This window comes from Fibrivirga algicola, from assembly GCF_011742925.1.
GTDB classification, from domain to species: Bacteria; Bacteroidota; Bacteroidia; order Cytophagales; family Spirosomataceae; genus Fibrella; species Fibrella algicola.
On the sequence record NZ_WAEL01000001.1, the window covers coordinates 1,134,402 to 1,160,347 of the forward strand.

Here is a 25,946-nt window from a genome sequence, read left to right on the forward strand (position 1 = left end):
CAAAAGCCCGACTCAGTGTTGGAATCGGGGCGCAGAATTATCGATCAGCCTAAATCAGAAAAGATTGTACAAACGCTAGTAAATGGCGTCCGGAGAGGGGAGGAGGTGAAGCGTAAGCGGCAACCGGTACGTTGGCCTGCTGCACAAATGCCCAGTTGAAGAGGGTAGTAAACAAAGTGGCTACACCAGCCCCATACTGTTCACCAATCGTCTTAATGAATTTAATCAGCTGCTGACTCAGCGACGACCCGGTTTCTACCTTGTTGTAGCGGGCTTCATCTTTGCAGCAATCAGTACGGCTTATCGACGGGTAATGATCGGTCGGTTGGGTACGTGCCTGACAGAGTTTACAACCCGGTCTACTTTCGTGAACCGAGTAAACGCGTTTTCCCCGAAGCTGACACGTATGTTCGACCAGCCCGAAGCCCATGCTGCTGAGCAGCACGACAACAGCCATGAACAGGTGCAGGAAACGGATCAACGCGAGTTTCATGTAGCAAAGGTCTATGCCTTTTGGGATCAAAACAAGTGCCAGACAGCAACACGTTCCCATCAGCGTCACCTGACTATGCTTGGTGGTCGCTAAAAACGATGTGGTCACCAGGAATTCGTAGCCAGCCTGAGCGGCTAACAGCGTTTCCCGATGACCACATCGTGCAAAAAACAGGTTCGACTAGTTATTGTCGTCTGTTACTACGTCTTTCGTTTTTTGTGCGGCTTTCTTCACGCCCCGGCCTGTTGCCTTGGCAGCAGTGCTCACAGCCCGACCGGTTGCTTTGCCTGCGTTGCCTACAGCCCGACCAGTTGCCTTACCTGCCTGACCAACGGCACGACCCGTTTTTACGGCAGCCCGGCCAGTAGCGCGCGTACCTTTTTCGGCAGCGTTACCTACATCCTGAGCCGTATTTTCAACTTTACGTTCGGCAGTGGTTGTCTGTGCATAAGCACCAGCAGAAAGAGTCAGGCAAATAGCCAGACTAAACAGCAGTTTCTTTTTCATATCAATTGATAATGAGTTAAATGTGAATAAGTGAGCAGTTCGTCAATCAACGAGTAAACCGTTCGTGTACATATAACAACGGGGTAGCCCAAACCGCTTATTCTTCAATCCAACGGCCCAAATCGCACAAAACAAAGCCAGTTTGAGAGCCGTTGAATAGAGTGATTATCTACTCAATGTACCTATGATAAGTGAACAGGACGAACAGTTTTTGCGCCGCGCCATTGCGCTGGCGCGGCAGGGAATGACAACAGGGCGCGGCGGTCCGTTTGGAGCTGTGGTCGTGAAAGACGGCGAAGTAATTGGCGAAAGTAGCAACTGCGTAACCTCAACCAACGACCCTACGGCTCACGCCGAAGTGATGGCGATTCGGGCAGCTTGCAAAAAGCTAGGTACGTTTCAACTCGACGGCTGTACGCTTTTCACCTCCTGTGAGCCATGCCCCATGTGCCTTGGCGCTATCTACTGGGCTCGTCCGGAACGGGTAGTGTACGCCGCCCAACATACCGACGCAGCCGTTGCCGGTTTCGACGATTCATTTATTTATGCAGAATTAGCGAAGCCCTATTCGCACCGCTCAATTTCGACGGAACAGGCGCTACAGCATGAAGCCAGAACGGTGTTTGTTGAATGGGCCGATAAGCACGACAAAGTGGCTTACTGACAACCCATTGGCTGTGACAAGAATCAAGCGAAAAAGTGCCTATTATCAGTCAGGGGAAGGCTGATGATGGGCACTTTTGAGGGAGTAATACACCCCTTAACGCGATCTTGCCATGAACACTTTAAACGCCAAAACCACATGGACTAACGCGGAATTAGTCCCCCTCAAAATTGCCATAGGTTCTTTCTACCTATTTGTAGGTACGTACTTTCATGCCTATCTGGAGGACTACTACCGACTGATGCTACTGGTCTTCGGCATCACCGTTGTCTGGTCTGTTTTGATGTGGGTGTCAAAGATGCGGCGGGAAAATGACACAAAAAAAGCTGCAGAAGCAGTCTGACCAGCCCACTAGATAGGCGAAATGGCATTTGCTTTAGAAAGGTCCGGTTGCTCCATATACTTGTGCCGAATAGGGCATCCGTGTACATTAATCAGATCGCTGGCCTGGCGTCAGTAGCAACATGCTTCGGGTATTCATTGATAGAGAGGGCGGGGGGCATCGCGATTTGTTTCTAAAAATAGATGTGATGATTAGCCACCTCGCAGTGGCAGACAGTTATTACCTGTATGACTTTTTGGAACTGACCGAAACGGACCTTCAGAATATAGACGAAGACCGCCAGCTTTCTTTCGCAGTCACCTCACTAATTGAGTACTGGATTGTCAGGATACAGGCGTTAGAGAAAGGGCAGCGCACCTTTTTGGTGTTCGATCTGTCGGATCAATATATCGGTGGAGTGTCGCTGGAGAAGGTAAAGCGGGGGTATAATATGAAAGTAGTTTATGCTACTGAATTGCAGGGCGGCATTACCAAGTCAAAACTTGATGCGTGTATTGTTCAGACCGGGGCAGTCTTTCGGCCATCAGATGAGCGAGAGTGGCTAATCGGTGAAGAGGCCTTATTCAACGGGCTTAACTGGAGCTTGAACGAATTGAAACGATAAAAGCCGCGCATGTGCGGCTTTCTGGTGGCGGCTGATTCTGTAACAACTACGTCCGCTTCTCGCGTTTCATGAATGTCGAGGCACCTGTGCCGCGTCGTTCGCCCATTTTATGGAGGCGTTGCGCGTCGGCCTGCGACATTAATTGCAACGCCGAATACTCGGTTTTGCCGGTGATCATGGGAAAACCAGCTACCCGCTGCGCCGACGAACAGCGTACGCAGGTACGTGTACCCGGAACCGCTTTCAACCGACCTTCAGGAATCTCATTACCACATTTAATACAGTACATATCGTTGAGTTGTTGCTTATTAATTAAACAAGTCAACGGTACGATTAGTGCCTTCCAGTTAGGGGTAGTGGCGAGTTTAACCAACTGAATATTAAGAAGTTGACTATTTATTTTATTGACATGATTCTCCTGTAGCACGGTGAGCTATACCAACGAAAACCCTGCCCGGATCATCAGCTGCGTGGTGTTAATTTAACCTGAATAGGGCGATTCGGGCGCAGGGTAATCAGTGGCTTTGGCTTGATGGCGGCGGCGTTGACGAGCTGAAAATCGAAGGTGCGGACGAAGAAGGTGAGCAAAATCTGCATCTCCATCAGCGCAAACTGATTGCCGATACACAGGCGTGGCCCACCGCCGAACGGTAGGTACGCATAGGTCGGTCGGTCTTTGTCGCGGCCTTCGGCAAAGCGGTCGGGGTCGAAGCGGTCGGGGTCGGGCCAGTTGGTGGGGTCGTGGTGCAGTAAATAAGGGCTCACCACCACCGTATCGCCCTTCGGAATCCGGTAAGGGCCAATCTGATCGTCGGCCAGCGCCATGCGGCTCATCGCCCAGGCGGGTGGGTAGAGCCGCAGCGCTTCCTGCACCACCTGCAACGCATAGGGCATCGCCCGAAAGGCTGCGACCGGTGGCAGGTTGCCGGGTACGTTGTCGCCCAGTACCGCATCGGCTTCGGTGCGGAGGCGGGTCACTACGTCGGGGTGCTGGGCGAGCAGGTACGTTAGCCAGGCCATCGACACGGCGGTGGTTTCGTGCCCGGCCGTAAACAGCGTGACACATTCATCGCGCAGTTGCTGTTCCGACATGCCTTCGCCCGTGTCTTCATCGGTGGCATGCAACAGCATATCGAGCAGGTCGTCGTGCCGGTCGCCGGTCTGTTTGCGGGTATGAATGAATTCGTAAATCAGCGCGTTCACCCGCTCCAGCGATTGATTGTAGCGGATATTGTTGGGCGTTGGCCAGGTACGAGGCACCTTAATGGGTGACAACAACGCCTTGTTGGCCAGAACGTTAAGGGTTTCCAGTGAGTGCGACAGACCATCGAGCCTACCTTCTACGTTGGTGCTGAACAGCGTTTTACAGACAATCAGCATGGTCACGTCCATGTACGACTGCGAGATGTTGACCGGCTTCGAGAGATCGAGTTGGCGCAGGTCACCTACCCAGGCGGCCGATTCCTGCACCATCGTTTCGGCCAGCATCGTAATCTTTTGCCGGTGGAAAGCCGGTTGGGCCAGCCTACGCTGTTTTCGCCAGAAATCGCCGTCGCTGGTTAGCAACCCCTCGCCCAGGAATCGCTTTAGCACCATGAAAGCCGGCGACCGCACGTAGTTTCGGTTGTTTTCCTGCAAGACATGCTTCACATCCTCGGGCTGAAAGAGCACGTACTGCCGACGACCGCCAATGCTGATGCGGACTACACGGCCATAGGTGCGGTGCAGTTTAGTGAACAACCCCAGTGGGTCGCGCGCTAGTGACAGCGCGTTGCCCAGCAGGGGTAGGCCGGGATGTACAGGGACGAGGGTTTCCATACATCAAATATCCGGCATCGGCTACCAATTGCCTAACTGTGTTGCCCATTCCTAGTAGACAACATACCTGCGCTACTTACCGATAGAGCTACGCCAACAAAGGCCGGGCTGTCTCGGTGGTAGTTTCTTCCTGCTTATGCATACGCTTATTCGTCTGTGTACTATCGCGTTTCTGTTGGCGTTTGGCAGCCTGTCGGTCAGCGCGCAGTCGGGTCCGAAACGCCCGGCGTTCAGCGTCATTGCCTTTTACACGGCAAAAAATGATCAGGCGCACATCAGCTTTGTGCACGAAGCCAACCGCTGGTTTGCGGCGATGGGCGCGGCGCACGGGTTTCGGTATGACTCTACAGCCGATTGGAACAAGTTGAACGCGGGTTTTCTGGCTAGTTACCAGGTAGTCATTTTCCTCGATACACGCCCCGACGAACCGGCTCAGCGGATGGCGTTTGAAACCTACATGAAGCAGGGCGGTGGATGGCTGGGTTTTCACTTTGCCGCCTTTGCCCTGACGCCTTCAACGTACCCACAAAACTGGGATTGGTACCATCAGCACTTCCTGGGGTCGGGGTCGTATGCCAGCAATACCTGGCGACCAACATCGGCGGTGCTGCGGGTGGAGGCACCTGCCCATCCAGTGGTGAAGGGGCTGTCCGGTACGTTTACGTCGGCGCCCAACGAATGGTACCGCTGGTCGAACGACTTGCGCCAAAACCCTGACATAACCATTCTGCTGGCTATCGACTCCACCAGTTTTCCGCTGGGGACCGGTCCAAAGCCCCACGAGATATGGCATAGCGGCTATTACCCGGTAGCGTGGACTAACCGAAACTATCGGATGATTTACCTCAACATGGGCCATAACGACATTGATTATACCCAGAAGCCCAGCAGGGAGTTGTCATCATCGTTCGGTAACCCGAGTCAGAACAGGCTCATTCTTAATAGCCTGCTGTGGCTGGGTCGCGGTAAGCGCAAGCCGTAAGGGCGTTGGGGTACTTGCCTTACTTTTTCTTCTTCCGGTTCTTTCGCCAGTAATTGATATCGGAGGTCAGATTTTCGAGGAAAAATGATGGACCAACCGATACGTAGAAGCCCGAGTAATTGACTTGACTTTCGGGTACGTCGCGTTTGAGAATGAAGCGGTAGCCGGTCAACAAGCTGAAGCCAAACCAGTGTAATGGCCGAAACCAGCGAACGTTAGGAAATTGGTACGAACCCGATAGTCCGACGCCGGCCGGTATGAAAATTCCCCGCGCCACCTCCCGATCAGCTGATTGATCGCTGGCCACTTCGTAGCGTGAGTGGCCATAGCCCAACTCGAGCGGAAGACTGATTTCGATGGCCTTCTTGCGGTACAAATAGGGTTCGAAATAACCCGTAACAATGCGTAAATGCCGCTCTACAGCTTCTGACGTACCTGGCAGCAGACCGGGACGATCCAGTGTCTGGTTCACGAAGTAAAAGCCAACGCCCGTTTTGAAAGCCGCCCGCATACCACCCGGCTTAACCCGCTCGGGATGGCGAACGGGAAACAAAAAACCGGCCCGAACTCCGTATACACTAACCGGCACCCGGCGGCCATTATCGTTGCGGGTATCGTTAAAAAAGAAGAAACGTTGATCGGTCGAGGCACTGAAGGTGAGCGATTTCGGCTTATCGACGCTGGCGGTTGCACCGGTCGAGGAATCCTTTTTGGCCGTTAGTCCGGTCTGTTCTTTGATCGAAATTTTTGCCTGTGCCAGTGCGGTCGATAAACTGGCTGTCGTCATGCCAATGAGTAGTGCTAGATGCCAAAAACGGTTCATGTCTTTTATAACGTTGGTGAGATTATAACCGGAAAATTGCTCAATAGTTACCGCTCGTTACGTACGGCCAATTGTGGGTAGTTGGCAGGTAGATGATAGCTCACCCTCAGGAGGTTTTGCGGCGTGCTCTCAAACCAACCGGGAAGGGTCGTTCGAAACGGCTTAGTAGTGATTTCTAATAGAGTTGAACTTTTCCTAGACGTAGACAGAGAAAAGGCCTATTTCTAATGAAATTCTAAGAGTTTTCTAAGCCAGTGCTCATGTACAGACGTCAATTTTGCTCCCCAAGACATCAAGCTGTTGGATGAACATCTGTTCGCAGCGGCAACAACCAGGGAGAACAACCTACACGTATGAACGGCTACACAAGCATTGCTACCTCCTTTCTGTTTGCATTAGTAGTCGGTTGCACGGCTAAGACCGAAACGAAGGAAGAGGAGCAGAAACAGGCATTTCCGGTTATTCAATTATCAAATCAGAGCGCAACCCTTGACCGTGATTACGCCGGTAATCTGGAAGCTGTGCAGAACGTAGAGATCAGGGCTCGCATAGCGGGGTACCTCGACAAAATACTGGTCGATGAGGGGCAGGCTGTTCAGAAAGGGCAGTTGCTATTTCAACTCAACGCCGCCGAATACCAGGTAGAAGTAGCCAAAGCACAGGCCAGCCTGGAGAGCGCCATTGCCCAGTCTAATTCAGTAGAGGTAGAGACCGAACGAGTCAAGCTGCTGGTCGATAAGAACATCATTTCCAAATCGGAATCTAAACTGGCCAAAGCGAAGATGGAATCGGCCAAAGCCGCCATCAACGAGGCTAAAGCAGCCCTCGACAATGCCCGGCTTCGGGTGTCGCTGGCCAGCATCCGTGCGCCATTTACCGGCGTGATCAATCGCATTCCCTTCAAGCAGGGGAGCCTGATCGAAGAAGGTGCTCTGCTGACGACCGTGTCGGACCTGCGGGAGATGTACGCTTACTTCAACGTCTCGGAAAAAGAGTACCTGAACTCGGTGAAAAAACGCCTTGATCCCGGTAAGACAACGGCGCGTGAAGTGGAGTTGGTACTAGCCGACGATACGCATTACGGTCATAAGGGGCGCGTTGAAACAACCGAAACCATCTTTGAAGGCAACTCGGGTAACATTGCCTTCCGGGCGCGCTTCCCGAATCCGAAACAACTGCTGCGGCATGGGGCGACCGGGAAAATCCGGCTGACTACCGATGTGGATGATGCCTTGCTGGTGCCTCAGAAAGCGGTCTTTGAAGTGCAGGATAAAAACTTCGTATACATCGTTGATGCGACCAACAAAGTAAAGGCGCGGAGCTTTGAGCCCAGCAGCCGGGTCGACCAGTTCTATATTGTCAAGTCGGGTCTGCGCGCCGGTGACCGGATCGTGTATGAGGGCATTCAGAATCTGAGAGATGGAATGACGATTGTACCCAAGGTAATGAGTACCGATAGTTTGAAGGCGATGTATGCCGCGGCACGCTGAAGGCTGCCGCTCTCTTCTCAACAGAACGTACCTGCTCGTTCCCCAATCTAGACCACGTTATCTATGTTCAATACTTTCATAAAGAGGCCATTACTGTCGGGAGTTATCTCGGTGTTGATTGTATTATTGGGTGTGCTGGCCCTGACGGGGCTTCCCGTAACGCAGTTTCCGGAGATTGTGCCGCCATCGGTTACGGTAACAACCAAGTACACGGGTGCCAACGCTGAGGTTTGCGCCAAAGCCGTGGCTACGCCCCTCGAGCGGGCTATCAACGGGGTGCCCGGTATGACCTATATGTCTTCCATCTCGAGTAACGATGGGTCAACTCTGATTCAGGTCTTTTTTGAAGTGGGAACAGACCCTGAACTGGCCGCCGTAAACGTGCAAAACCGGGTGACGACGGTGCTCGACGAATTGCCCGAGGAGGTGATCAAGGCCGGGGTAGTGACCGAGAAGGAGGTGAACAGTATGCTGCTTTACCTCAACGTCATGAGCGATGACCCCACGGTAGACGAAAAATTCATCTACAATTTCGCCGATATCAACATCCTGGCCGAGCTGAAACGGATTGACGGGGTGGGTCTGGCGATGATCATGGGCTCGCGTGATTATTCGATGCGGGTGTGGCTGAAGCCTGATCGGATGACAGCCTATGAAGTATCGGCCGATGAGGTAATTGCCGGTATTCGCAAGCAAAACGTGGAGGCGGCACCCGGTAAAGCGGGGGAGAGTGCCAACCGGGATCCGCAGGTACTTCAATACGTATTGCGGTACACGGGCAAGTTTTTTGAGCCAGCTCAGTACGAAAACATTGTGTTGCGGGCCAATCCCGATGGGTCGTTTCTACGCCTGAAAGATGTAGCCGATGTTGAATTTGGGTCGCTGGATTATGGTGTCCTATCGAAAACCGATGGGCGTCCTTCGGCGGCGATCATGCTGAAACAACGCCCCGGCTCAAATGCCAGTGAGGTTATTGCCAACGTGAAGAAACGGATGGCCGAATTGAAAGAAACCTCATTTCCGTCCGACATTACCTACAACTATGCCTACGACGTGTCGCGTTTCCTGGATGCGTCGATTCATGAGGTGGTGAAAACACTGATCGAGGCATTCATTCTAGTGTTTATCATCGTGTTTTTGTTTTTGCAGGACTGGCGTTCTACGCTGATCTGCGCGTTGGCGGTGCCGGTTGCACTGGTGGGTACGTTCGCGTTCATGAGCATGATCGGTTTTTCAATTAACCTGCTCACGCTCTTCGCCCTGGTGCTGGCCATTGGTATTGTGGTCGATAATGCCATTGTGGTGGTGGAAGCCGTTCACGCGAAGATGGAAGCCGAACACCTGCCTGCTATGCCCGCTACGCTGGGTGCCATGAGCGAAATTGCCGGTGCCATTGTGGCGATCACGCTGGTGATGTCGGCGGTGTTCATCCCGGTTGCCTTTATGACGGGCCCCGTGGGGATTTTTTACCGGCAGTTCTCGCTGACGCTGGCTATTTCAATTGTCATTTCCGGGGTTAACGCCCTAACGCTAACGCCCGCACTCTGTGCTATTCTACTGCGTCCGCATCAGGAAGGCCAGAAAAAAGGGTGGCTGGATCGGTTCTTCGCCCGTTTCAACCGGGGCTATGAATCGCTGGCGGGCAGGTACCAGACATTGCTCAGCAAGGTCATTAACCGGGGCGTGATTACCTGGGTGGCGCTTGGTTTGTTTGTGGTTGCTACCTGGGGTGTAAATACCCTATTGCCCGCCGGTTTTATTCCAACCGAAGATCAGGGAATGATCTACATTAACGTAACCACTCCGTCGGGTGCTACCGTTGACCGTACCGAGAAGGTGATGGATGAGATTGAGGCTATCGCCTCTGACCTGCCGGGCGTCGAAAATATTTCGACACTGGCGGGATTCAGCCTAATGACCGACGGGGCGGGAGCTTCGTATGGCATGGGCATGATTAACCTGGCCCCCTGGGAAGAGCGGACTATGTCGATGCAGGCGCTGATAAAACAGCTTGAAGAAAAGACCAGCGTAGTAACTGATGCCAGCATTCAGTTTTTCCCGCCGCCAACGGTTCCGGGTTTTGGTAACTCCAGTGGTTTCGAGCTTCGGCTGCTTGATCGTGGGAAAAGTGGTGACCTGCTGAAAACGGCTAAGGTGGCTAAAGACTTCATTGCTGCCCTGAAAAAACGCCCAGAAGTGGGTAACGCATTTACCAGTTTCGACCCTAGTTTCCCGCAGTATATGTTGCACGTCGACCAGGAAAAGGCGTCTCAGAAAGGCGTATCGGTGGATAACGCAATGGGTACGTTGCAAACGCTGATGGGTAGTTACTATGCATCGAACTTCATCCGGTTTGGTCAAATGTATAAGGTGATGGTACAGGCCGCTCCCGAATACCGCACCAAACCCGAAGACGTGCTAAATATGCGCGTAAAGAACGATCAGGGTGAGATGGTGCCTTACTCCAACTTTGTGCGACTGGAACGGGTGTATGGCCCCGAACAGCTTACGCGCTACAACATGTACACCTCAGCCATGATCAACGGTGATGCGGCACCGGGCTACAGCAGTGGCGATGCCATCAACGCCATACAGGAGGTGGCCGCCAGTACGCTGCCCCGTGGCTACACGTACGAGTGGTCGGGTATGACGCGAGAAGAAATCCTGTCGGGCGACCAGGCCATCTACATATTTGGCATCTGTCTCATTTTCGTGTACCTGCTGCTGGTGGCCCAGTATGAGAGCATCTTTCTCCCATTACCCGTTATTCTGTCGCTGCCAACGGGCATATTCGGGTCGTTCTTCTTTCTGCAACTAGCTGGATTGCAGAACAATATATATGCACAAGTAGCACTGGTGATGCTCATCGGACTACTTGGGAAAAATGCCATTCTGATTGTTGAGTTTGCCAATCAGCGGCAGAAAGAAGGGTTGCCCATCGTGAAAGCGGCCATGGAGGGGGCTGTGTCGCGGCTACGTCCCATTCTGATGACCTCCCTCGCCTTTATTGCCGGTCTTATCCCGCTGTGTATGGCAACGGGCGCGGGTGCTATTGGTAACCGCTCTATCGGGACGGCGGCAGCGGGCGGTATGTTTACAGGCACCGTGTTTGGCCTGGTGCTGGTACCTGGCCTGTACGTTGTGTTTGCCAAACTGGCCGAACGTGTCAAGAAAAAACCTACAGCGGGTAATGAGCAGGACCACACCCTGCATGAGCCCGTTTCTGTATCCACACAAAATCATGCTAAAGGTGCAGTTCTTCAATCGTAAACTAGTCCGGCTTTGTGGTCTGGCGATCATGTCTTCGGCGTTGCTAAGTGGGTGTCACCTGTACAAACCCCTGCCAGCTCCGGCTTCGCCCACCGTTCCGGTTTCATTTGCAGGTACGTCGGCGGGCACATCCGATTCGGCCAGTATTGCCAATCAGAGCTGGCGCACTTTTTTCGACGATCCGTATCTGGTGCAGCTCATCGACACGGCCCTGGGTGGGAATCTGGATTTGCGGATTGCGACCCAGCGTATCGAAATCGCCCGCGCCGCCTTCGACTACAGCCGGGGCTATCTGGCTCCGACGGTCAACGCGGTGGCGTCGGCCGGGGTAGATCGCTATGGTCGCAACACGTTGAATGGCGTGGGTAATTTTGACACCAACCTGTCGGACAACATTCGGGGCAACTTGCTCATTCCCAACCCGACCCCCGACTTTTTTCTGGGTGCACGCAGCAATTGGGAGGTCGACATCTGGGGGAAGCTTCGCAATCGGCGAAAGGCAGCGTACCTGCGCCTGCTAGCCTCTGAGAAAGGGCGCCACGCGGTCATTACGGGGTTGGTGGCTGAGGTGGCCCGCTATTACTACGACCTGCTGGCACTGGATGGCGAGTTGGAGATCATTCAGGAAAATATTGAGTACCAGCAACGGGCAGTCGAGTTGGTACGGGTGCAGAAGCAGGCGGGACGGGTAACAGAACTGGCGGTACAGCAGTTTACAGCGCAGCTCCTGAACACGCAGGGTCGCCGTGGGCAGGTACTTCAGCAAATCGTAGAGGCCGAAAATCAACTGAACCGGTTATTGGGTCGGTATCCGCAACCTATTCGGCGGGGTACGTCGCTCCAGCAGCGCAAGCTGGCAGGAGTGGTGCTGGCGGGGCTTCCTGCCCAATTTCTGACTCGCCGACCCGACATCAGGCAAGCCGAGTTGGAGCTGGCCGCCACCAACGTGGATATAGAGGTGGTGCGGGCCGAGTTTCTGCCGTCGCTGAACCTATCGGCCTATGTGGGTTTGAATGCCTTCAGGGCGGGGGTGCTGTTTAATCCGGGCTCTATTGCTGCCGGTGTTCTGGGTGGACTAACGGCCCCGGTGTTCAACCGCCGTTTCCTGAAAGCTAACTACCAGCAGTCGGTGGCGCAGAGTCAGGAAGCTTTTTACCGGTATCGGCAAACGATTCAAACGGGTTTCAGCGAGGTCGTTACGGGTTTGCGGGGCGTAGAGAATTACCGGGCAGTCGCCGATTTTCAGGCGCAGGAAGTGGCAGTGCTGGGCAAGGCCGTGTCTACCTCAAATGATCTGTTCGCCAGTGGCTATGCGTCTTACCTGGAAGTAATAACGGCGCAGCGAAGTGTGCTTGAAGCCGAGCTGGCCCTGATCAACACCAAGCGGGCGCAGTACCTGGCCCTCACTGATTTGTACCGGTCCCTGGGTGGTGGCTGGGAGTAGGCAAGTAGTTGTTTAGTGACTAAAGCCGATCAGGCTGGTTATGCTACAAGGCCCAGTATGTTGGTAGGGCAACTTTTAAACTTCGCGTATGAAACTGTTGGTAATTGAAGACGAGCCCAAAACCCTGCAAGCTATTCAGCAGGGGCTGGAAGAAAGCCAGTTCGAGGTAGACATTGCCTACGACGGGCTACTGGCGAAGCGGCTGGCGCTGAAAAATAACTACGCCGCCATCATCACCGACCTGATTCTGCCGGGTTTGAACGGCTATGAACTCTGCCGCCAGCTTCGTGCCGAAGGGCTGACCACGCCTATTCTGATGCTGACGGCACTGGGTGAAAGTGACGATAAAGTCATGGGCTTCGATTCTGGGGCCGACCAGTACCTGACCAAGCCCTTCCAGTTTGCCGAACTGCTGGCCCGGGTACGTTCCCTGACCAAGCGCGGCACGCAGGTGTCGATGACCGCTCAGACACTCTGGTACGGGGGCATTGAAATGAATCTGGATGCCAAGACTGTCACCCGCGAAGGCCAATCAATCGAGTTAACCGCCCGGGAGTTTGCGCTGCTCGAATTTCTGATGCGCAACCAGGGGCGTGTGCTGTCTAAACCCGCCATTGCCGAACACGTGTGGGATGTAAACTTCGATACGGGCACCAATGTCGTAGAAGTGTATATCAACTACCTCCGGAAAAAGATCGATAAGAATTTTTCCAAGAAACTGATTCACACCCAGTTTGGTATGGGGTACGTGTTGAGAGAAGAGGAATAAGCCAACTGCGTAGAAGAAGAGCCACTGTAGTACATGACCATTCGTAACCGCCTGACGCTACGCTTTACGGGATTGGTATCCAGCATCTTACTGCTGACGTTTGTGAGCATTTACGCGTTTTGCTGGTATTTTATTTCGCTCGATTTCTATCGCCGGCTCGACCGAAAGGCGATGACTACCGCTGAACTGCTGATCAGGCACCGGGTAGATGCTCAGTTGATCCGGCAATTGGGCCGGTTGCGGAAAGATCAGTTGCCCCAGCAGGAAATCGTGGTGTATGATAAACGCGATTCAGTTGTTTTTGCCACGAATGAATCACCGGCTATTTTTTTGACGAAAGCCGAGTTGGCAACTGTTCGGGACGAACGCCGTAACGATTTTCGGCGGGGTGTATTCTACGTATCAGGCATTCGGTTCACAACGTCGTCGGGGCCATATGTGGTGATTGCCAGCGCTCGAAATGAATATGGTGACGAGTTTCTACACCGACTACTGCTGGCTCTTTCAGGGTTATTCTGCCTGATTGCCGCCATAATTGCGCTGTCGGGTTGGGCATTTGCTGATGATGCACTACGCCCGATGCAACAGATAGACCGCACGGTGAGCGACATTTTTCCGCGCAACCAGGAAGAGCGGCTTGCTGTAGGCAACGAAGATGACGAGATCAGTCGGTTGTCCACAACAATCAATCAACTGCTCGACCGGGTAGCCGATTCATTTCGGTTGCAGCGTATGTTTGTGGCCAACGTGTCGCACGAGTTGAAGAATCCGTTAACGCAGATTTCGTCGCAGCTGGAAGTGAGTTTGTTGAAGCAGCGGGAGCCCGAAGCGTACCGGCAGACGATTCGGTCGGTACTGGATGATGTGGGTGAACTAACGGCCCTCACGCATGAACTGCTGCAACTGTCGCAGGTGAACCAGGAAGATGCCGCGAATTTACTCACCAACACAGTTCGGCTCGATGAACTGGTTTGGGATGTTCGCGATGAAGTAGCGGCCATCAATGTACGCTATCAGGTAACGGTACAACTGGGTACGTTGCCCGATGACCCTGACCAATTGACAATACAGGGAAACCGAACGTTACTGGCAACGGCCCTGAAAAATCTGGTTGAAAACGCTTGCAAATTTTCTGATGATGGTCAGGCACTGGTGCAAACCCGGTTCGACGGGAGCGGTGTGCGGATCCGGATCAGCAACACGGGCCAGCCCATTCCTGAGGCTGACTTACCCTATATTTTTCAGCCCTTTTACCGAAGCCGCCAAACCGCCGACCTGCGTGGTTATGGGGTGGGGCTGTCGCTTGTCGACCGCATTGTCCGCCTGCATGGTGGGCAGGTTACAGGTGCGTCTGAGCCGGGACCACTTACGGTTTTCGTGGTGGATCTACCCCGCTAGCTTTCACATCTAAGGATTTTCTAAGGAGTTTATCAGCTATTCCTAATAGCTGTTTTCCACTTTTGGATAGCAATCGTGCACTCATCCGCTACCCTATTCGCTTATGTCGAACGAGCCATACACTCGCAGGTATTCGCCAGTAATACCGCCGCCAATCCAGCCTGCAACGACAGTGAAGAAAGGTACTAAGCGAGTCAACCAGCCTTCTCGCCGTCGGCCCGACTGGCTGGTGATCATGGTGTGCGTCCTGTTCCTGACCTCGCTCATTATTGGCTGGTTTGTGTTTGTAGCGCACTGAACTTCATTCGAATACTTTATGGAAACCTTACACTTTAAAACGAATATTCTGTCGAGCGAGGCAATTGCCGCCGTGTCACCCGAGCTGAATGGTATTGAGCAGATCGACGGCTGGAACATTGACCAAACAACTGAAGCAAGCCTGCTAACGGTGCAGACGACCGATAACCGCATTGCCGGCTTGGTAATCCATGTGGTACAGAATGCGGGCTACGAAGCGGAACTGGTCCCTTTGCACTGATCCAGCCACGCCAGCAGTTTACTCTCTAAGTGAATTCTAAGCCGCTGTTAAGGAGGTTCTTATACCTCACGTGTAGTTTGCCTGTGGCTGTAGGGGATTTTAGCCCCCCAGGCTAAACGTGACAGTAAACCCAAACAACGTATGAAAACGCAACTGATTCTGCTGGCGGCGATCTCGCTGACCAGCGCCTTGCCCGCGGCTGCTCAGACCCCCGCGCTCGACGCGACCACGCTGATGAGTATGGGCCGCCTGAACGAAGCCAAGCAGCTATTGACCCGAAACGCCCAGCAGACGCCTACGGCTGAGTCTAATTTTCTGGCAGGGTATGGCTACCTGCGCGCCGGCCAGCCCGATTCGGCCCGCATCTGGTTTGAAAAAGGAGTGGCTATAGACGAGAAGCGAGTGCCGCTCAACGAAACAGGCGTGGCACTCAGCTACCTCGTGCAGGGCGATAAAGCCAACGCTGAACCGAAACTAGCGGAGGTGCTGAAAAAGAGTAAGAGCAAGAACGCCGCTATCCTGTACCGGATCGGTGAGGCCTACACGGGGTATCTGAGTCCCGCTAATGGTAGCGTCAAGCCTGTATACGAGAACATAGTCGATGCCGCTAAAGCCATTGAGTACCTAAATAAAGCCGCCGAACGCGACAAAAAAGACGGGGCTATTCAACTGGCGCTGGGCGATGCGTATTACCTGAACAAGGACGGGGGTACGGCTGTGGCGCGTTACGAAAGCGCCCTGGAAATGGGTATGGAGGCGTCGCGGGTGTATCAGCGCATTGGCGATATTTACTGGCAGGGCCGCAACCTGAATCTGGCCGTTGAGAACTACAAAAAGGCCATTGAAGCTAACGCAAACTATGCTCCGGCATATAATCAACTGGCCGAATTGTATTACCTGGTAAACCGCTATAAAGAGGCCGCCAGCTATACAGACCAGTATATCCAAGTCGCAAACGATCGACGGGCAGATATGCTGTTGCGATCGGCCCAGTTTCACTTTCTGGCTAAAGAATACCAGCAGGCAATTGATGTTATCGATAAAAACCGGGCAACGCTAACTCAAAACCCAATTGTTTACCGAATTGAGGGTTGGTCGTATTCAACGCTGAAACAGCCGCAGAAAGCGATCGAAAGCATTGGTGCATTTCTGACGAAAGCGCCCGAAAAGGTTGTCCCCGACGATTATAAATACTTAGGCCAGGCGTACCTGAGTATGGACGTACCCGGTGCCGATTCGCTGAAAATTGCCAACGATTCAGTCGGTATAGCGTACCTGGAGAAAGCGGCTCCGTTTGATACGACGGACAATCTGTACAGCGACATTGCCAAATTTTATTACCGGGCCAAAAAACACCCGCAGGCTGTTGCTGCGCTCGACTCAGCAGCCAAACACGGCTACAAGGCCGACGTACAGGACCTGTTCCGGTATGGAATGAGTAACTATACGCTGGGATTTGCCCGCGACAGCCTCGGCAAACTACTGCGCGATACGGTCCGGTTCGCCATGGCCGATTCGGCACTGGCACTAGCCCAACAGGGCTCCCCCGACTATGCCCCAACGGTGCTGTACCGGGCCAAAGCCAACTATTATGCCTATGTCCCCGAAGAGGCCGTGCGCAATGGTAAAGCGAAGCCTTATTACGAGCAGTTTATTACGATGGTAGCAGATAAGGAAGACGAGCGTAAGCGATACGAAAAAGACCTTATTCTGGGCTTCAAATACCTGATTTCGCACGAAGAACTGGTCAGTAAGAATGATGCCGCCCGGGCCGAGTGGATTAGGAAAGGACTCGAACTCTTTCCGGGAAATAAGGAATTAGCGCAGATAAGCGGTGCTGATTCGGCTAAAAAGTAGTCAGGATTACACGTCAATAAACGAGAGCGGCTCTGCTGGAATACCGTTTGGTACCCAAGCAGAGCCGCTCTCGTTTATTGCATGTAGTTTTAACTGTTCACCACCTCGCCGCCATTCACATGGATTACCTGACCGGTGAAATAGCTGGCGTCTTCTGAAGCCAGAAACACGTAGGCAGGGGCCAATTCGGCGGGCTGGCCGGGGCGTTTCAGGGGTACGTCCTGTCCAAACTCCGCCACTTCTTCCGGCGATTTGGTGGCTACAATCAGGGGTGTCCAGATAGGGCCGGGTGCTACTGCGTTTACCCGAATACCCCGATCAACCATGTTCTGCGACAGCGACCGCGTAAATGACGTAACGGCTCCTTTCGTAGCTGCGTAATCGATCAGTGCTTCGCTACCCCGATACGACACCACCGACGTGGTATTGATAATCGAATCGTAAGCCTGCATGTGAGGCAGCACGTTTTTCGTTAACCGGAACATTGCCAGTATATTCAGCTCGAATGTTTCGCGCATCTGCTGATCGGTGATGCCCACAAACTCTTTTTGCTCGACGTGGTTTGCCGCGTTGTTCACCAGAATATTTATCCGTTTGAAGGTGCTGAGCACTTTTCCAACGGCTTCCCGGATAAACGATAACTGCTTCAAATCGCCGGGGAGAAGCAGGCATTTCCGGCCTTCGGCCTCTACCAGGCGTTTGGTTTCCTGAGCATCCCGATCTTCGCGGGGGTGGTAAATCATAGCTACATCGGCTCCCTCGCGGGCGTAATGCACCGAAATAGCCCGGCCAATACCTGAGTCACCACCCGTGATGAGCGCTACTTTATCCAATAATTTATCGGCCCCTTTGTACGACTCCCGAATGTAAATCGGTTTGGGGTCCATTTCATATTCCAAACCCGGCTGTGCATCCTGATGCTGGGGCTTGGCGTCAATTTCCATATTTTCCATAAGGTAGAATGGGTTTGCAGTGTGTTGTTTGACGTTTATGGTTTTGCTGCTAACCGACAGGCTCGTGAGTTAGCCGCGCAACGACAAACCACAAATCCGTTTAAGCATTGATAATTGTTCCACCGTTGGGGTGCAATACCGCTCCGGTTACATATGAGGCGTCGTCGGAGGCAAGGAATACGTAGGCTGGTGCCACCTCTGAAGGCTGGCCCGGGCGTTTCATGGGTACGTCCTGTCCGAACATAGCCACCATTTTGCTATCCATCGACGACGGGATGAGGGGTGTCCAGATGGGGCCGGGTGCTACACCATTGACCCGAATCTTTTTCTCGGCCAGATTGCTCGACAACGCCCGGGTGAAGGTCATGATGGCCCCCTTCGTCGACGAATAATCGATCAAGTCTGCCCGACCCTGATAAGCGGTCACCGATGTGGTGTTGATGATACTGTCTCCCTCATGGAGGTGCGGAACCGCTGCTTTCGTGACCCGGAAAAATGAATAGATATTCGTCTCGTAGGTCTTCAGCAGGTCTTCATCGCGAATCTGCTCGAACTGGCTGTGTATGTACTGTACGCCAGCATTATTGACCAGAATATTCAGCTGGCCAAATTCACGAATTGTATCGTCGACTACCTGCTGGCAGAACGACTCCTGCCGCAGGTCGCCGCTCAACAGCAGACAGTCCTGGCCCTCAGCTTCTACAAGGTCTTTAGTCTTTTGGGCGTCTACGCTTTCTTCCGGCGTGTACACAATGGCTACATCGGCACCTTCACGGGCAAAGTGAATCGCTACTGCCCGGCCAATGCCCGAATCGCCCCCTGTAATAAGGGCAATTTTGCCTTTCAGTTTCTCAGACCCTTTGTAGAGATGCCGAATGTATTTCGGCTCAGGGTTCATTTTAGCCTCCAGTCCAGGTTGCTTGTCCTGATGTTGAGGTGGCGTCTTGTTTTCCATAATCGTTGCGTATCGGCCCGAAGCCGCGTTGAGTCACTACACCCCTAAGCCCGAACAGGGATGGGTTGTTTGTTAAATCTATTGAAATGGTGGACTAATTGCCGGTCAAGGTTGCGTATGGTTCTAGCAGGATATCAGTTCACGGTAGGCCGTATCTGGTGGGTATCATCTGCCGGACGACCAGACGGGGAATGCGGAACCACGATCAGGATTGGGTGAGCGGCGTGGCCCATCACCTTTGCTTTCCATAGTGTTGCGTTAGTTGTTGTTTTCCCCGCTTAACCGGCCTGCATATACCCTGGGCATACCGCACAACGATTTGTACGGAAAGACGCTGCTAACCGATTGAGTGGCCCTAACCGCAACCGGGCTGGCCGGGTTGTTCAGGTACGTAAACAACAACCCACGATGGATGATATTAATCACTCGCCCGTCAGCCTGATCCACATCGGTTTCGCCATAACGGCTCTGCTGACGGGTACGCTGGTGATCCTGATGCCAAAAGGTACTGTCCGGCACCAGCACGTAGGCTACGCATATGTAGCCAGTATGATGGTCGTTTTGACAACCGCTTTTGGCATTTATCGTCTGTTTGGCCGCTTTGGTATCGTGCACTGGGGCGCCCTATTTAGCTGGCTGGCATTGATCGGTGGAGTAGGGGCGGCTTGGTTTCGGACGTACCTGCGTAACTGGCTCAACTGGCATTACCTGGGCATGAGCCTGTCGGTCACCAGTTTGTATGCTACGTTTGTGGTTGAAGCAACCTACCGCCTATTTCCACCACACTTGTTCTGGTGGACAACCGTGGGTACGTCGATGGCCGTTTTTAGCATAGCTGGCTGGGTAATTGCAAAAAATAGCAGGTCGTTGACTCAACCTGTTGCGGCGAAGCAGACACCAGCGGAACGGGGCGGCGGGTGGTACGCTGCTATGCAGCAGATTCGTAATCAGCTGACAGGTGCAACCGGCAAATCGTAGTCATCGGCACGAAGAATAAGCCCGTTGTTAAAAGCGGTAGCCAGCCCGCATGCCAAACAGGGGAGCAAGTCCCGACGGCCCTACCAATGCGGCGCCGGCATGTAAACTAACCTGTGTATTCAGCGCGAGGGCATACGTGTAGTCGAGCAGACCGTGACCACCGATTGACCAGCTTTCGGTCTGGTTGCGCTGGGCGTAGGCGAACACAGGAGCGCCAGTTGGAACAGGATAGGGGTCTATTTTTACAAACAGATCGTCGTTACTGTACCAGGCTGATGGACCAACTCCGATACGCAGGGCGTGGTGAACCGAATGAAGCAGATTGTACGACGCCGTCATGTCCACGGTGACACGCTGGCGGGTGTTTTTCCCTACACTAACCAGATCAGGGATCAAAACGGTTTCGCGCTGACTGTTCATGAACCCGACTGACAGGCCAAGCGCGATCCGATCCTGAGCCATGTATCGCTTGTAGTCGATCGCCAGCCGGTATTTAAGTCCGTTGGCGGGGTCGACGCCGAGAAAATCAGTGCCAAGCTGAATGGCATTTTTCGCCGGTATGTATGGTGCCTGGGCGTAGCTTTGAAATGAAATGAATATACAGCTGATAATCAGGGAGATTTGCTTCATACGACGAACGGTTTAACAAGAAGCCAGAGGTGTAACGTGACGATTGACACAGCTGTTTACAAGATAACTGTTTTATTGACTTAAACAGCCGATTGTCAACAAATGACCGTATTTACAAGTATGTTGTGTTAAGCCGGTGGAAAACGTAATCTACTACCTATATCGTCGCTTACTCATCGGGATGGTTTAGACCCGGCAAGTCTTTGTCAGGCAGGCTGGTAGCAGTCTGTTCAGTAAAGTAGGCTTTTACCAGAGCAGGAAGGAAATGCGAGTTGCCAGCCGGGTCCTGCCTGATCAGAGTTGCCGAGATGGGCACCTGTTGACGAGCTGGGTCGAACGCGACGTAGCGTAGACCGCTGTGATGCGCCAGAGGCAGGCCGTACGTTTCAGAGGCAAAGAATACGCTTACCGTCGGAAACCGCTTTTTGATAAACATGGCCCAGCTCTTTGTTGCTTCCCACAGGGGAAGTGTAGGATCATGAAAGTCATCGACCTCCGCTACTACGGTAATGGTAGGGTAGGGAGCCAGCAGTTCAGTGAGCCAGCCAAAACGGACGCTTGCCGGGATCGGATCAGTAGCGGTGTAACTCATCGAGACAATCAACTGGTCGCATTGCTGGCGGGCAAAGTCAATGAGCGCGAGATGCCCCGCATGAACGGGCATGAATTTGCCAAAAACAAGGCCAGTTATCATCTACCGGGTAAAGACGTAGTTGCCTGTTCCGTTTGGATTCAGCACCAGCTGGCTGGCGTCTACAGAAACCAGCCTGACTAGCTTGCCACCCGTCGACGACATGCAGCCGGTTATGATGCGCACGTCGTCCTTCTCTATCGAATAACCGCCCTGACACCCCAGAAAACCATAGCCTTCGTATTTAGAATTCTCGTAGGTTTCAGTAAATGTGCCATCGCTGGTAAAGGTCACAAAAACACCTTTGCCAGAGGGGACGGTAGTCGGCGTGCAGTTGGTTGGGCTTACAGGGTTGCAGTAAGAAACCAGCCGCCATGTGCCCACCAGGGTATTGGCAGGTACATTATCCTGTTTCGAACAGGCCATCATTAAAAACAACAGGGGAAGTAGCGTCAATTTCATATGTATAAAAATGGTATAAGTAGCGATAGCGTAGACCCCAACGTTGCCGGCACGGTTGCAAGCCAAATGTGTCTAATTTAGCTGGTGGCCGACTTGACCGGGTAACTGTTATACTCACGTGTCCAGAGGTAAGCGCCCTGTAGCGCAATCAGGCAGAAGATGCCGTATTCGATCGACACTACTTTCACGCCTTTAATGAAATACATGTACGTCAGGATAGCGTCTATGAACAGCCAGACGTACCAGCATTCCACACGTTTCTGAATCATCATGTACGTGGCCACGATGCTCATCACGGTGGTGAATGAGTCGAGGTAGGGGAAGGCGCTGGGCTGATTAAACACCAGGGGCAGCATGCGGTGCAGATTCTGAGCAAACATCCCCAGCATCAACGTACCCAATAAGCCCGCTGCCGACCAGGTGATTACCTGCCGACGAGGCATGCGACTTATTCTTAATTCCAGATGCCGGTCTTCTTCGCCGGGGCGCGGGTGGGTCCAGCGCCACCAACCCTGTATGTTGGTGATCAGGAAAAATACCTGCAGAAACATATCGGGGTAGAGCTGAATCTGGTAAAACAGAAAGAAGTAGAGAGTGACGCTTACCGCCCCGATGGGCCAGCTCCAGATGTTCGCCCTGGCCGACAGCACTACCGCTACGCCGCCAATGACTACCCCGGCAAATTCCAGGTAACTCATTGGGTATCCCCAGAGCGTGAAAAAGATGTTTTGAATGTCGAGGATATCGGGCATGTCGGGAAAAGCGGTGTTTCAGCCCCAAAGTTGCGTGATAAAAAGCAAAAGGCTTGCTGACTAACGCCCATCTCTACGATAGGGCATCAATCAGCAAGCCTTTTATGGTACGCGAAGTGAGTTAATCGATTTCGCGCCAGGTAGAGATAGGGGCGAAAGAAACGGCGGCTTCAGGAGCTACCTGGGGAGCAGCCGCTTCAACAGCAGCCGAGTCGGGTGATGCAGTGACACCTTCGCCAGATACGCCTTCCTTCGAACGGCCCCGCCGACGCTTCTTCCGCCGTGGTTTAGTTGCCTCGCCCGCAACGGAGACAGGCTGCGTATCACCTGTTGGCGACACCCCGTCTACAGGCGTACCGTCACCGGCGGGAACAAGCGCCGCCTTTTCGCCGTCTGGACGTGGCCCGCGCTTCCGGCGGTTGTTCCGGCGATTAGGATCACGTTCTGGTCGTGGAGCCGCAGTGCCGTCTGCCAGCGTTGTTGGCGTCGATTCGCTATCGGCTACAGGTACGTCGGCGACAGCCGATGCTGGTTGGGGACGTGGTGTCCGTTCGCCAGCCGGACGGTCTGAGCGCCCGTTCCGGTTACCGTCACCGCTTCTGCCGTTGCCACGTCCGTTCCGGCCCGCATCCCGACCACCGCGTCCGTTGCTGCGACCCCGGTCGAAGGGCCCTGGCTCGTCGCGAACTCCAGCCACCGGGCCGGGGCCATAGCCAAGCTCTTCGGTGATTGACAGGCGGTCGAGCTTACGTTCAATCAGTTTTTCAATGCGGCCCAGCTTGTTCATGTCGGCTTCGTTCACAAACGTGATTGCCGTTCCGGTTGTGGCGGCCCGTGCGGTCCGGCCAATTCGGTGCACATAGTCTTCCGCATCGCGGGGCACGTCGTAGTTCACTACGTGGGTAATATTGTCGACGTCGATACCCCGCGAGAGTACGTCAGTGGCCACAATAATCTGAAGCTGCTTATTCTTGAACTCCCGTAGTACTACTTCGCGCTCTTCCTGTTCCAAGTCCGAGCTGATGCCTTTGGCAACGTACCCACGCTTGGCCAGTGCCCGCACAATGGCGTTCACTTCCGATTTTCGAGAGGTAAAGAGTACCATGCTTTTCACGTCCATAGTACCCATCAGGTGTTCGAGGAGGGGAAGCTTCTGATGATCTTTGGCCAGATAAATCTGCTGATCGATGCCCGCCGCTGGCTTGGATACAGACAGCCGAATTTCTTCAGGCGACGTCAGCAGCTTGCTGGCAAGGGTTTTGATTTTGGCGGGCATGGTAGCCGAAAACAGCAGCGTTTGCCGCTCTTTTGGCAGCGAATCAACGATTTTCAGAATGTCATCTGAAAACCCCATGTCGAGCATCTTGTCGGCTTCATCCAGCACCAGGTAGTTCAACTTATCGAAGTTAACGTACCCCATCTGCATGTGTGCAATAAGCCGGCCGGGTGTGGCAATGATAATATCGGCGCCGGTTTCAAGGGCTTTTCGTTGCTTATCCCAGTCGTCGCCTTTGCCGCCACCGTAAATGGCAATGCTCGTAGCCGACACGAAGTAGCTGAACCCTTCTACCTGGTCGTCGATCTGTTTAGCCAGTTCACGCGTTGGTACCAGCACCAGCGTGCTGGTATGGTCGTGCTCAGCGTGGGCAATCTTATCGAGGAGCGGAATAAGGAATGCTGCCGTTTTGCCAGTGCCCGTCTGGGCGCAGGCGATCAGGTCTTTGCCTTCCTGAATAAGGGGGATGGCCTGCTCCTGAATGGGCGTAGCCTGTTTGTAATTCATGGCCTCAACACCCGACCGCAGGTCGTCGTGGAGGTTAAAATCCTGGAATGTCAAGGTAACAGCTTGTAAAGTGAATGATCGGCTGACCTTGTTTTCCCTGGTCAGCAACCGCTTGATAATGAAACAAAGATAGCCAAAAACCCGTTCGGCCAACCTGAGTCCATCCACAGGCAGGGTTAGCCTTTTTTGCTACATTTACGGCTATTGAACCTGGTAAATCAACGAATCAATGACGTTTACGGAGTATTTGACAAGCAAAAAAATAGATGCAAGCGTGTTCGAGGCGACCGAGCCGAAAACGTTTTCTGAGTGGGCCGAACTTTTTGTCCGTATGCACCCCGAAAGTTTTACCGTTCAAAAAAAATTTCTACTCAATGCAATCAGGCGTAGATACTTATTACGTTAATTTATAGCATACAAGCTGACGAATAAGTCAGTGGCGTTCCACCTACTATTTACCCATAACTACTATGAGCCTAACTCTTGGTGAATTAAAGGGCATCAACGATACCTTGACTAATTTGTTAAAGGCCCAGGGTCTTATCGATTCAGACACATTACTGGAAGCGACTCGCACGCCGAAAGGGCGTAAAGAACTGGCTGAAACTATCGGTATTGACAAATCAATTATCCTGGAATTAGCTAACCGTGCTGATTTAGCCCGTATTAAAGGTATTGGTCGCGTTTACAGCGATCTGATGGAAGAGGCCGGCGTTGATACGGTGAAAGAACTGTCGAAACGCGTGCCTGAAAACCTGCACGCAAAACTTGTGGAAATTAATAGCATACGTCAACTAACTCAACGGCCACCCTCTGCCGATCAGGTGGCTGGTTTCGTTGAGCAGGCAAAAAATCTGCCACCCATGCTGGAATACTGATCAGCATTTCGTTGGTTGAAGCCAGCGTTATTCTACTCAATAAAAAAGGGGGTCGAAATAACTTCGGCCCCCTTTTTTATTGAGTTAGGCTAAGGGTCTGGCTAAGTATTTTATCAGTCGTTCTTCCAGGTCGTGCAAGCTCAGATTTAAATCGAGTTGCCCATTGGTGGCTAGTGATAAACGGCCGGTTTCTTCCGATATAGCAATCACGGCTGCATCTGTTGCTTCGCTCATACCGATAGCAGCGCGATGCCGGAAACCCAGGGTAGTTGGCAGTTCAGAATCGTCGGAAACGGGTAAAATACAGCGCGCTGCCTGAATACGCCCCTCGCCGATAAGCACAGCACCATCGTGTAGTGGGCTATATTGATTAAAGATGGCCAGTAATAATGGTTTTGAAACTTCGGAATCGATCCGCTCGCCGGTTTCGGCTATTTTCGACAGGTCATCGTTGCGCTGAATAACCAGCAGCCCGCCGGCAAACTCTGCGGCCAGCATTTTGCAGGCGTCGAGTACGGGGCGAATGGGCGTGATAGGCTCGGGCGTATCAATCTGTCGAAGTAGCCACCGGCGTACCCAGCGGTTGTTGCCAATGTTAGTCGATTTTCCGATCAGCAATAAAAAACGGCGAATCTCCTGTTGAAAAATAATGATTAGGGCCAGCGCACCAACGCTGATAAAATACTCCAGAATGGTGGTCAATAGGTTCAATCCCAGCGCCTTAGCGACCAGATAGAACAGGTAAACCAACAGATAGCCTACGAAGACCCGGCTGGCAACGCTGCCACGCACTAAGTTGTAAATCTGGTACAGCAGTAGAGCAACAACTGTTATATCGAGCAGATCGAGCCAGCCGACATCAAGGAAGCCAAGGCGAAAAACGAGCATGAAGAAACGGAACTGAGGGAACAAATTGACCGGCCA

At 53.0% G+C, this 25,946-nt stretch carries 27 protein-coding genes; 14 read left to right on the top strand and 13 right to left on the bottom strand.

What is annotated here, in order from left to right; genetic code table 11:
- Positions 1-49 precede the first annotated feature (49 nt).
- Both F7231_RS04695 and F7231_RS04700 read right to left on the bottom strand, forming a co-directional pair.
- A complete protein-coding gene (locus F7231_RS04695; protein WP_166691072.1) occupies positions 50-493 on the bottom strand; it encodes an HYC_CC_PP family protein in 444 nt (147 codons plus the stop codon).
- 180 nt (positions 494-673) lie between these two features.
- A complete protein-coding gene (locus tag F7231_RS04700; protein ID WP_085414461.1) occupies positions 674-1,000 on the bottom strand; it encodes a hypothetical protein in 327 nt (108 codons plus the stop codon).
- A gap of 184 nt (positions 1,001-1,184) precedes the next feature.
- On the opposite strand from F7231_RS04700, the gene F7231_RS04705 reads away from it, so the two are divergent.
- The 3 genes from F7231_RS04705 (at position 1,185) to F7231_RS04715 (ending at position 2,611) form a co-directional block, all read left to right on the top strand.
- On the top strand, positions 1,185-1,664 hold the full coding sequence (locus F7231_RS04705) for a nucleoside deaminase (protein ID WP_085414460.1): 480 nt from the start codon (positions 1,185-1,187) through the stop codon (positions 1,662-1,664).
- 112 nt (positions 1,665-1,776) lie between these two features.
- Positions 1,777-2,007 (top strand): hypothetical protein, encoded by a 231-nt coding sequence (locus tag F7231_RS04710; protein WP_166691073.1) that lies wholly within the window; start codon positions 1,777-1,779, stop codon positions 2,005-2,007.
- A 121-nt stretch (positions 2,008-2,128) separates the two neighbouring features.
- Positions 2,129-2,611 carry a hypothetical protein gene (locus tag F7231_RS04715; protein ID WP_166691074.1) on the top strand — a complete coding sequence of 161 codons (483 nt, stop codon included), beginning with the start codon at positions 2,129-2,131 and terminating at the stop codon, positions 2,609-2,611.
- Between the two features lie 46 nt (positions 2,612-2,657).
- On the opposite strand, the gene F7231_RS04720 is transcribed toward F7231_RS04715, so the two are convergent.
- Positions 2,658-2,900: a TraR/DksA family transcriptional regulator gene (locus F7231_RS04720; protein WP_085414457.1), complete on the bottom strand. Its 243-nt coding sequence runs from the start codon at positions 2,898-2,900 to the stop codon at positions 2,658-2,660.
- A 173-nt stretch (positions 2,901-3,073) separates the two neighbouring features.
- The gene (locus F7231_RS04725) at positions 3,074-4,429 is read right to left on the bottom strand and encodes a cytochrome P450 (protein WP_166691075.1); all 1,356 of its coding nucleotides are present in this window, start codon (positions 4,427-4,429) and stop codon (positions 3,074-3,076) included.
- Positions 4,430-4,565: 136 nt separating this feature from the next.
- Here F7231_RS04725 and F7231_RS04730 point away from each other — a divergent pair, with 136 nt between their 5' ends.
- The gene (locus F7231_RS04730; protein ID WP_166691076.1) at positions 4,566-5,411 is read left to right on the top strand and encodes a ThuA domain-containing protein; all 846 of its coding nucleotides are present in this window, start codon (positions 4,566-4,568) and stop codon (positions 5,409-5,411) included.
- A gap of 19 nt (positions 5,412-5,430) precedes the next feature.
- Here F7231_RS04730 and F7231_RS04735 read toward each other — a convergent pair whose 3' ends face one another.
- Entirely contained in the window at positions 5,431-6,234 is an 804-nt protein-coding gene (locus tag F7231_RS04735) for a hypothetical protein (protein WP_229364969.1), read from the bottom strand.
- Between the two features lie 353 nt (positions 6,235-6,587).
- On the opposite strand from F7231_RS04735, the gene F7231_RS04740 reads away from it, so the two are divergent.
- The 8 genes from F7231_RS04740 (at position 6,588) to F7231_RS04770 (ending at position 17,000) form a co-directional block, all read left to right on the top strand.
- Entirely contained in the window at positions 6,588-7,724 is a 1,137-nt protein-coding gene (locus tag F7231_RS04740; RefSeq protein WP_166691077.1) for an efflux RND transporter periplasmic adaptor subunit, read from the top strand.
- A 63-nt stretch (positions 7,725-7,787) separates the two neighbouring features.
- Positions 7,788-10,994, top strand: a complete 3,207-nt coding sequence (locus F7231_RS04745; protein WP_166691078.1) for an efflux RND transporter permease subunit — start codon at positions 7,788-7,790, stop codon at positions 10,992-10,994.
- Positions 10,966-12,438: a TolC family protein gene (locus F7231_RS04750; RefSeq protein ID WP_166691079.1), complete on the top strand. Its 1,473-nt coding sequence runs from the start codon at positions 10,966-10,968 to the stop codon at positions 12,436-12,438. Before F7231_RS04745 ends, F7231_RS04750 begins: the two co-directional genes overlap by 29 nt.
- An 88-nt stretch (positions 12,439-12,526) precedes the next feature.
- Entirely contained in the window at positions 12,527-13,207 is a 681-nt protein-coding gene (locus tag F7231_RS04755) for a response regulator transcription factor (RefSeq protein ID WP_166691080.1), read from the top strand.
- A 33-nt stretch (positions 13,208-13,240) separates the two neighbouring features.
- Positions 13,241-14,605: a sensor histidine kinase gene (locus F7231_RS04760; RefSeq protein WP_166691081.1), complete on the top strand. Its 1,365-nt coding sequence runs from the start codon at positions 13,241-13,243 to the stop codon at positions 14,603-14,605.
- Positions 14,606-14,777: 172 nt separating this feature from the next.
- A complete protein-coding gene (locus tag F7231_RS27575) occupies positions 14,778-14,903 on the top strand; it encodes a hypothetical protein (protein WP_262889634.1) in 126 nt (41 codons plus the stop codon).
- Positions 14,904-14,921: 18 nt separating this feature from the next.
- Entirely contained in the window at positions 14,922-15,143 is a 222-nt protein-coding gene (locus F7231_RS04765) for a copper chaperone (RefSeq protein WP_166691082.1), read from the top strand.
- Positions 15,144-15,284: 141 nt separating this feature from the next.
- Positions 15,285-17,000 carry a tetratricopeptide repeat protein gene (locus F7231_RS04770; RefSeq protein WP_166691083.1) on the top strand — a complete coding sequence of 572 codons (1,716 nt, stop codon included), beginning with the start codon at positions 15,285-15,287 and terminating at the stop codon, positions 16,998-17,000.
- Positions 17,001-17,089: 89 nt separating this feature from the next.
- Here F7231_RS04770 and F7231_RS04775 read toward each other — a convergent pair whose 3' ends face one another.
- Together F7231_RS04775 and F7231_RS04780 are read right to left on the bottom strand one after the other, a co-directional pair.
- Positions 17,090-17,953, bottom strand: coding sequence for an SDR family oxidoreductase (locus F7231_RS04775; protein WP_085414448.1), 864 nt, complete (start codon positions 17,951-17,953; stop codon positions 17,090-17,092).
- Between the two features lie 100 nt (positions 17,954-18,053).
- Positions 18,054-18,908, bottom strand: coding sequence for an SDR family oxidoreductase (locus tag F7231_RS04780; protein WP_085414447.1), 855 nt, complete (start codon positions 18,906-18,908; stop codon positions 18,054-18,056).
- Between the two features lie 345 nt (positions 18,909-19,253).
- Between F7231_RS04780 and F7231_RS04785 the strand changes: the two genes are divergently transcribed.
- Positions 19,254-19,886 carry a DUF2306 domain-containing protein gene (locus F7231_RS04785; RefSeq protein WP_166691084.1) on the top strand — a complete coding sequence of 211 codons (633 nt, stop codon included), beginning with the start codon at positions 19,254-19,256 and terminating at the stop codon, positions 19,884-19,886.
- Between the two features lie 27 nt (positions 19,887-19,913).
- Here F7231_RS04785 and F7231_RS04790 read toward each other — a convergent pair whose 3' ends face one another.
- The 5 genes from F7231_RS04790 to F7231_RS04810 form a co-directional block, all read right to left on the bottom strand.
- The gene (locus tag F7231_RS04790) at positions 19,914-20,516 is read right to left on the bottom strand and encodes a hypothetical protein (protein WP_166691085.1); all 603 of its coding nucleotides are present in this window, start codon (positions 20,514-20,516) and stop codon (positions 19,914-19,916) included.
- A 169-nt stretch (positions 20,517-20,685) separates the two neighbouring features.
- Positions 20,686-21,210 carry an adenylyltransferase/cytidyltransferase family protein gene (locus F7231_RS04795; RefSeq protein WP_166691086.1) on the bottom strand — a complete coding sequence of 175 codons (525 nt, stop codon included), beginning with the start codon at positions 21,208-21,210 and terminating at the stop codon, positions 20,686-20,688.
- Positions 21,211-21,609 carry a lipocalin family protein gene (locus tag F7231_RS04800; protein WP_166691087.1) on the bottom strand — a complete coding sequence of 133 codons (399 nt, stop codon included), beginning with the start codon at positions 21,607-21,609 and terminating at the stop codon, positions 21,211-21,213. It lies immediately after the preceding gene.
- Between the two features lie 77 nt (positions 21,610-21,686).
- Complete coding sequence (gene pnuC / locus F7231_RS04805) at positions 21,687-22,361, bottom strand: nicotinamide riboside transporter PnuC (RefSeq protein WP_085414443.1); 675 nt, start codon at positions 22,359-22,361, stop codon at positions 21,687-21,689.
- A gap of 121 nt (positions 22,362-22,482) precedes the next feature.
- Positions 22,483-24,144, bottom strand: a complete 1,662-nt coding sequence (locus tag F7231_RS04810) for a DEAD/DEAH box helicase (protein ID WP_085415256.1) — start codon at positions 24,142-24,144, stop codon at positions 22,483-22,485.
- Between the two features lie 470 nt (positions 24,145-24,614).
- Between F7231_RS04810 and F7231_RS04815 the strand changes: the two genes are divergently transcribed.
- Positions 24,615-25,022, top strand: coding sequence for a DUF4332 domain-containing protein (locus tag F7231_RS04815; protein WP_085414442.1), 408 nt, complete (start codon positions 24,615-24,617; stop codon positions 25,020-25,022).
- An 84-nt stretch (positions 25,023-25,106) separates the two neighbouring features.
- Here the strand turns inward: F7231_RS04815 and cdaA are convergent, their stop codons facing one another.
- Positions 25,107-25,910, bottom strand: a complete 804-nt coding sequence (gene cdaA / locus F7231_RS04820; RefSeq protein WP_085414441.1) for a diadenylate cyclase CdaA — start codon at positions 25,908-25,910, stop codon at positions 25,107-25,109.
- Between the last annotated feature and the right edge of the window lie 36 nt (positions 25,911-25,946).